Origin of the sequence: Methanobrevibacter sp. (assembly GCF_017447225.1) — an archaeon.
Lineage (GTDB): Archaea > Methanobacteriota > Methanobacteria > Methanobacteriales > Methanobacteriaceae > Methanocatella.
This window is the reverse complement of record NZ_JAFSNZ010000116.1, coordinates 1-4,869: the sequence shown is the minus strand read 5'-3', so window position 1 is coordinate 4,869 and position 4,869 is coordinate 1. Positions and strand designations below refer to the sequence as shown.

8 protein-coding genes and 1 pseudogene are annotated in these 4,869 nt (G+C 35.8%); all 9 read left to right on the top strand.

Annotation, left to right across the window (positions count from 1 at the left end; all coding sequences use genetic code 11):
• Positions 1-94: 94 nt before the first annotated feature.
• The gene (gene rpl3p, locus IJQ68_RS10840; RefSeq protein ID WP_292800492.1) at positions 95-1,105 is read left to right on the top strand and encodes a 50S ribosomal protein L3; all 1,011 of its coding nucleotides are present in this window, start codon (positions 95-97) and stop codon (positions 1,103-1,105) included.
• A gap of 2 nt (positions 1,106-1,107) precedes the next feature.
• Entirely contained in the window at positions 1,108-1,872 is a 765-nt protein-coding gene (gene rpl4p / locus IJQ68_RS10835; protein ID WP_292800489.1) for a 50S ribosomal protein L4, read from the top strand.
• Between the two features lie 24 nt (positions 1,873-1,896).
• Positions 1,897-2,157: a 50S ribosomal protein L23 gene (locus IJQ68_RS10830; RefSeq protein ID WP_292800486.1), complete on the top strand. Its 261-nt coding sequence runs from the start codon at positions 1,897-1,899 to the stop codon at positions 2,155-2,157.
• Between the two features lie 12 nt (positions 2,158-2,169).
• Positions 2,170-2,895 (top strand): 50S ribosomal protein L2, encoded by a 726-nt coding sequence (locus IJQ68_RS10825; RefSeq protein WP_292800483.1) that lies wholly within the window; start codon positions 2,170-2,172, stop codon positions 2,893-2,895.
• A gap of 15 nt (positions 2,896-2,910) precedes the next feature.
• Positions 2,911-3,321 carry a 30S ribosomal protein S19 gene (gene rpsS, locus IJQ68_RS10820; protein WP_292800481.1) on the top strand — a complete coding sequence of 137 codons (411 nt, stop codon included), beginning with the start codon at positions 2,911-2,913 and terminating at the stop codon, positions 3,319-3,321.
• Positions 3,322-3,333: 12 nt separating this feature from the next.
• Positions 3,334-3,801: a 50S ribosomal protein L22 gene (locus IJQ68_RS10815; protein WP_292800479.1), complete on the top strand. Its 468-nt coding sequence runs from the start codon at positions 3,334-3,336 to the stop codon at positions 3,799-3,801.
• The gene (locus IJQ68_RS10810) at positions 3,801-4,559 is read left to right on the top strand and encodes a 30S ribosomal protein S3 (protein WP_292800477.1); all 759 of its coding nucleotides are present in this window, start codon (positions 3,801-3,803) and stop codon (positions 4,557-4,559) included. Before IJQ68_RS10815 ends, IJQ68_RS10810 begins: the two co-directional genes overlap by 1 nt.
• Positions 4,560-4,594: 35 nt before the next feature.
• Positions 4,595-4,801, top strand: coding sequence for a 50S ribosomal protein L29 (gene rpmC / locus IJQ68_RS10805; RefSeq protein WP_149730858.1), 207 nt, complete (start codon positions 4,595-4,597; stop codon positions 4,799-4,801).
• A pseudogene (locus IJQ68_RS10800) lies at positions 4,802-4,869 on the top strand (stress response translation initiation inhibitor YciH); the annotation flags it as partial. It lies immediately after the preceding gene.

Below are 4,869 nucleotides of genomic sequence, written 5' to 3'. Positions count from 1 at the left end.
TTTCCATATATTCATCACTGATAGTTTTATTTAAACTATTAAACGTATTTACAATTAATTAAAAGGAAATGCATATTTATAAGGAGGTTAATGAATGGTAAGACATCACCAGCCAAGAAAAGGGTCTGTTGCTTATAGTCCAAGGAAAAGAGCAGCAAAAGAAACCCCTAGAGTAAAGGCTTGGCCGCAAAATGATGAACCAAAATTACTAGGCCTCGCAGGGTATAAAGTCGGTATGACTCATACTTTAGTCACTGATACCGATAAGAACTCTCCAACTAATGGTATGGAAGTTTTCACTCCAGTTACCGTTTTGGAAGTCCCTCCGGTTGTAGTAATGGGAATTAGAGCATATGAAAAAACTTCTCGTGGATTGAAAGTGATCACCGAAGTACTTGCAGATAATTTGGATGAAGAACTCTCTAGGAAAATTTCACTTCCTAAAGAATACAATAAATCTGAAGCTATTGCAAAAATACAAGGTGTTTTAGATCGCACAGAAGATATCAAAGTCTTAGTACACACCAATCCTAAAGTAACTAGCGTACCTAAGAAAAAACCAGATATATTTGAATGTGGTATCGGAGGCGCAAACGCTGAAGAAAAATTAAATACTGCTTTAGAATTATTAGGTAATGAAGTAAAAGCTAGTGAAATATTTAATGAAGGTCAATTTGTTGATGCAATTGCAACTACAAAAGGAAAAGGATTCCAAGGTGTAGTTAAAAGATGGAATATTAGAATTCAATATGGTAAAGCTACTAGAAGTGGTAAAGGAAGACACGTAGGTTCAATTGGTCCTTGGACTCCAAGAAGAACTATGTGGACTGTAGCACAAGCAGGTCAAATGGGATACCATAAAAGAACTGAATTCAATAAAAGGATTTTAAAAATTGCATCCGCAGATGAAGTTGATCAAATCAACCCAGACGGCGGATTCATTAAATATGGTGTTGTTAAAAATGATTATATCTTAGTAAAAGGTTCCCTTCCAGGACCATCTAAAAGGTTAGTTATTTTAAGACAAGCAATTAGACCTAATAAGAAATCTGAGGATATACCTCAAATCAACTACATAAGTACTAAATCTAAACAAGGGGTATAATCATGAAGGCTAATGTTTATTCTATTAATGGGGAAGTAAAAGAAGAAATTGAACTTCCTGCTATTTTTGATGAAGTATACAGACCAGATTTAATCAAAAGAGCTGTTTTATCAGCACAATCTGCTAGAGTACAGCCATGGGGTAATGACCCAATGGCAGGTAAAAGAACTTCCGCTAAAGGCTGGGGTTCCGGTAGAGGTACTGCTAGAGTTCCTAGGATTAAAAATGGTTCAAGAGCAGCTTTTGTACCAATGGCTATTGGTGGTAGACAAGCTCACCCAACAAGAGCTGAGAAAAATCATCACGAAAAAATCAACATAAAAGAAAGAAGATTCGCAATCAGATCTGCTATCGCAGCAACTACCAACAAAGAACTTGTTGCTAACAGAGGTCACAAAGTTGACGATTTGGAACAAGTACCTATTATTGTTGAAGACGAAATCTGTTCTGTTAAAACTACTAAACAAACTCGTGAAATCTTCCAAAGTTTAGGAGTTTATGATGATATTATTCGTGCAAAAGAAGGTAAAAGAATAAGAGCAGGTAGAGGTAAAACAAGAGGAAGAAAATACAAAAAAGTAAAAGGACCTCTTTTAGTTGTTGGTGAAGATGATGGTATCAGCTTAGGTGCAAGAAACCACGCTGGTGTGGACGTTGTAGTTGTTGACAACTTGAACGCTGAATTATTAGCACCAGGTACTCACCCAGGAAGACTTACTATTTACACTAAATCTGCTGTAGAAAAGTTAGGAGGTTTATTCCAATAATTTGGATAAATTAAGGTGATTATTATGGATTCATACTCAATTATTATTAAACCTCATGTTACTGAAAAAACCATGAACTTAATCGACTTAAATAATGAAATTACTTTTGTCGTACGTCGTACTGCTAACAAAGGCCAAATCAAAAGAGCTTTTGAAGAGTTATACGAAGAAAAAGTAGAAAGAGTTAACACTCACATTACTACTAAAGGTGAAAAAGTAGCATACATCAAACTTGTAGAAGAAGAAATGGCAGAAGAACTTGCTGTCAGAATAGGAGTATTCTAAGGAGGAATTTGAATGGGAAAACGATTAATACATCAAAGAAGAGGTAAAGGAACTCCTACTCATCGTGTTGCTTCTCATCGTTTTAAAGATAAAATTAGATACAGATCTTTCGATGCATTAGAAAAAGAAGGTAGTATTAAAGGTAAAGTCATTGACATTGTACATGACCCAGCAAGAACCGCTCCTATCGCAGAAGTAAAATTCGAAAACGGAGAAAAGAAATTTATCTTAGCACCTGAAAGCATTCAAGTGGATGATGAAATTGAATGTGGTATTTCTGCACCTATTAAATTCGGTAACACATTACCGCTCGCTGAAATTCCTGAAGGTACTCCAATTTACGATATTGAAAATACTCCTGGAGACGGTGGTCGTTTCGTAAGATCTTCTGGAACTTATGCTTCTTTAATTACTCACGATGCTAATCAAACTGTTGTTGAATTACCATCAGGTGAATTAAAATATTTAAACCCTAATTGTCGTGCAAGTATCGGTGTTGTAGCTGGTGGAGGTAGAAAAGATAAACCTTATCTCAAAGCTGGTAAAAGATGGCACGCCCTTAAAGCTAAAGGTAAGAAATGTATGACTGTTAGAGGAGTAGCAATGAACGCAGTAGATCACCCTCACGGGGGAGGTAACAGACAACATCCTGGTCGTCCTACTACTATTTCAAGACATGCACCACCAGGAAGAAAAGTTGGTTCAATTGCAGCTAGAAGAACTGGATTAAAAAGATAGATAGAGGGTGTTTCATTGGCAAGAAAAGTATTTAAATATAAAGGTTATACTCTTGAAGAATTACAAGACATGTCTTTAGAGGAAGTAATGGAATTATTCCCTGCAAGACAAAGAAGATCTTTAAAGAGAGGATTCTTACCAAGACAACAAATTGTTTTGGATAAAATGAGAAAATTGAATAAAGAAGGAACTAAAGATGGTCGTCCTGTTGTCGTAAGGACCCATTGTAGAGATATGATTGTTATACCTGAAATGGTTGGAACCACTTTCGGTATTTACGATGGTCGTAACTTTGTTGAAGTAAAAATTACTCCAGAAATGCTCGGTCATTACTTTGGTGAATATGCACCGACCAGACAAAGAGTTCAACATGGGGACCCGGGTATGGGAGCTACAAGATCATCTATGTTTGTACCACTTAAATAAGGAGATTAGATCATGGCTAAAAATGGATACGCTTATAATAAAGAAGTTGACGAAGCAAAAACTGCACGTGCTATGGCAAAATCTCTCAAGATTTCCCCTAAACACTGTGTTGAAATTTGTAACGCAATAAGAGGAATGGAAGTAGCTAAAGCTAAAACTTATTTAGAAGATGTTATTGAAATGAAAAAATCAGTTCCTTTCAAAAGACACAACAAAGGTGTCGGTCACAGAAAAGGACAAGAAGGATGGGCTAGTGGTAGATACCCTGTAAAAGCAGCAGAACAAGTATTAAAAGTTCTGGAAAATGCTGAAGCAAACGCTGAATACAAAGGTATGGACACTGAAAAATTATTCATTGAACATATCTCAAGCCACAGAGGTATTGTCATCAGAGGTTACATCCCTAGAGCATTCGGTAGAATGACTCCGTTCAATACACCTACAACTCACATTCAAATAGTTTTACAGGAGGCTAACTAATGATAGAAAAAGATTTTGTCACAGAGGGCCTTAGAAGAACCAGAATTGATGAATATTTAGAAAAAGAACTTGAAAGAGCAGGATACGGTGGTATGGATGTTCAAATCACACCTTTAGGTACCATGGTTGTTGTTTACGCTGAAAGACCTGGTATGGTAATTGGTAGAGGTGGAAAAAATGTCAGATCTATTACCAACACTCTTAAAAATGAATTTGGATTAGATAATCCTCAAATTGAAGTTAAAGAAGTTGCTGTTCCTGAACTTAACCCTAAAATCATGGCTTATAAAATAGCTAACATGTTACAAAGAGGTATGCACTTCAGAAGAGTTGCTTACTCCACTATTCGTAGAATTATGGGAGCAGGAGCTCAAGGTGTAGAAGTAACTATTTCTGGTAAAATCAGAGGTTCAAGATCTGCTGTTGCTAAATTCGTCGAAGGATACATTAAAAAATGTGGTGAACCTTCAATCAGATTAGTTGAAGAAGGTTTTGCAACTGTTCAATTAAAACCTGGTGTATTAGGTATTTATGTAAGAATTATGCCTCCAGAAACTGTATTACCTGATTCCGTTGAAATTCTTCCTCCAAAAATGATCATCGAAGAAGATGATGGTGAAGTTATTGAAGAAGAAATCGATGTTGAAACTGAAGAAATCATCGAAGAAGAAGTCATCGAGGAAATTGAAGACTTAGAGGAATTAGAAGAAGTTGTTGAAGAAGAAGCTACTGAAGAAGTAGAAGAAGACGATAGTTAAATACTAAATTTAATTATCTTAAAAGAGTTGGAACAATGGCGATTTTAAGAAGTAAAGAAATTTGGGACATGGAAGTTGATGAGATTCAAGAAAAATTAATTGAACTCAGAGCTGAATTATCCAAAAATGTTTCTAAAAGTGCAGCTGCTGGGGTTAACGAAAACCCTGGAAAAATTAGAGAATTAAAAAGAACAATTGCTCGTGTTCTTACAATATTGAATGAAAAACAGAAGGAGAATTAAATGTCAAAAATCTGTGATGTATGTGGGCTTCCTGAAGAACTTTGTGTATGTGAAGAAATTGCACGTGA

Bases quoted from the DNA above. Each gene is read 5' to 3' on its own strand.
- IJQ68_RS10810 (WP_292800477.1), top strand. From the start codon at position 3,801: ATGATAGAAAAAGATTTTGTCACAGAGGGCCTTAGAAGAACCAGAATT.
- rpl3p (WP_292800492.1), top strand. From the start codon at position 95: ATGGTAAGACATCACCAGCCAAGAAAAGGGTCTGTTGCTTATAGTCCA.
- rpl4p (WP_292800489.1), top strand. From the start codon at position 1,108: ATGAAGGCTAATGTTTATTCTATTAATGGGGAAGTAAAAGAAGAAATT.
- IJQ68_RS10825 (WP_292800483.1), top strand. From the start codon at position 2,170: ATGGGAAAACGATTAATACATCAAAGAAGAGGTAAAGGAACTCCTACT.
- IJQ68_RS10815 (WP_292800479.1), top strand. From the start codon at position 3,334: ATGGCTAAAAATGGATACGCTTATAATAAAGAAGTTGACGAAGCAAAA.
- IJQ68_RS10830 (WP_292800486.1), top strand. From the start codon at position 1,897: ATGGATTCATACTCAATTATTATTAAACCTCATGTTACTGAAAAAACC.
- rpmC (WP_149730858.1), top strand. From the start codon at position 4,595: ATGGCGATTTTAAGAAGTAAAGAAATTTGGGACATGGAAGTTGATGAG.